This window comes from Caballeronia sordidicola (genome assembly GCF_000729995.1).
Lineage (GTDB): Bacteria > Pseudomonadota > Gammaproteobacteria > Burkholderiales > Burkholderiaceae > Caballeronia > Caballeronia sordidicola_A.
Genome location: NZ_JNFG01000171.1, coordinates 1 through 357 on the forward strand (window position 1 = coordinate 1; position 357 = coordinate 357).

General features: G+C 65.0%; 1 protein-coding gene. It reads left to right on the forward strand.

Annotated features, from left to right (window positions below; translation table 11 throughout):
• Positions 1–357 (forward strand): vitamin B12 dependent-methionine synthase activation domain-containing protein (locus FH08_RS48835; RefSeq protein WP_035568110.1); only part of this gene is annotated, 357 nt, incomplete at both ends.

A 357-nucleotide genomic window follows, 5' to 3' on the forward strand; every position in this document is an offset into this window, starting at 1 on the left:
CAGCCATGCCAAGATCGTCGAGTTCAAGGCAGCCAACGACGACTACAACGCGATCCTGCTGGAGTCGCTCGCCGATCGGCTGGCCGAGGCGTTCGCCGAACGGATGCACCAACGGGTCCGCAAGGAGTTCTGGGGATTCCAGCCGGACGAGCAGCTGGACAACGAGGCGCTCATCGGTGAGAAGTACGTGGGAATCCGTCCAGCCCCCGGCTACCCGGCCTGCCCGGAGCACACCGAGAAGGCCACACTGTTCGACCTGATGGACGTCACGAAGCGGACCGGCATCGAGCTGACCGAATCGATGGCGATGTGGCCCGGCGCCGCGGTCAGCGGCTGGTATTTCTCGCACCCGCAGTC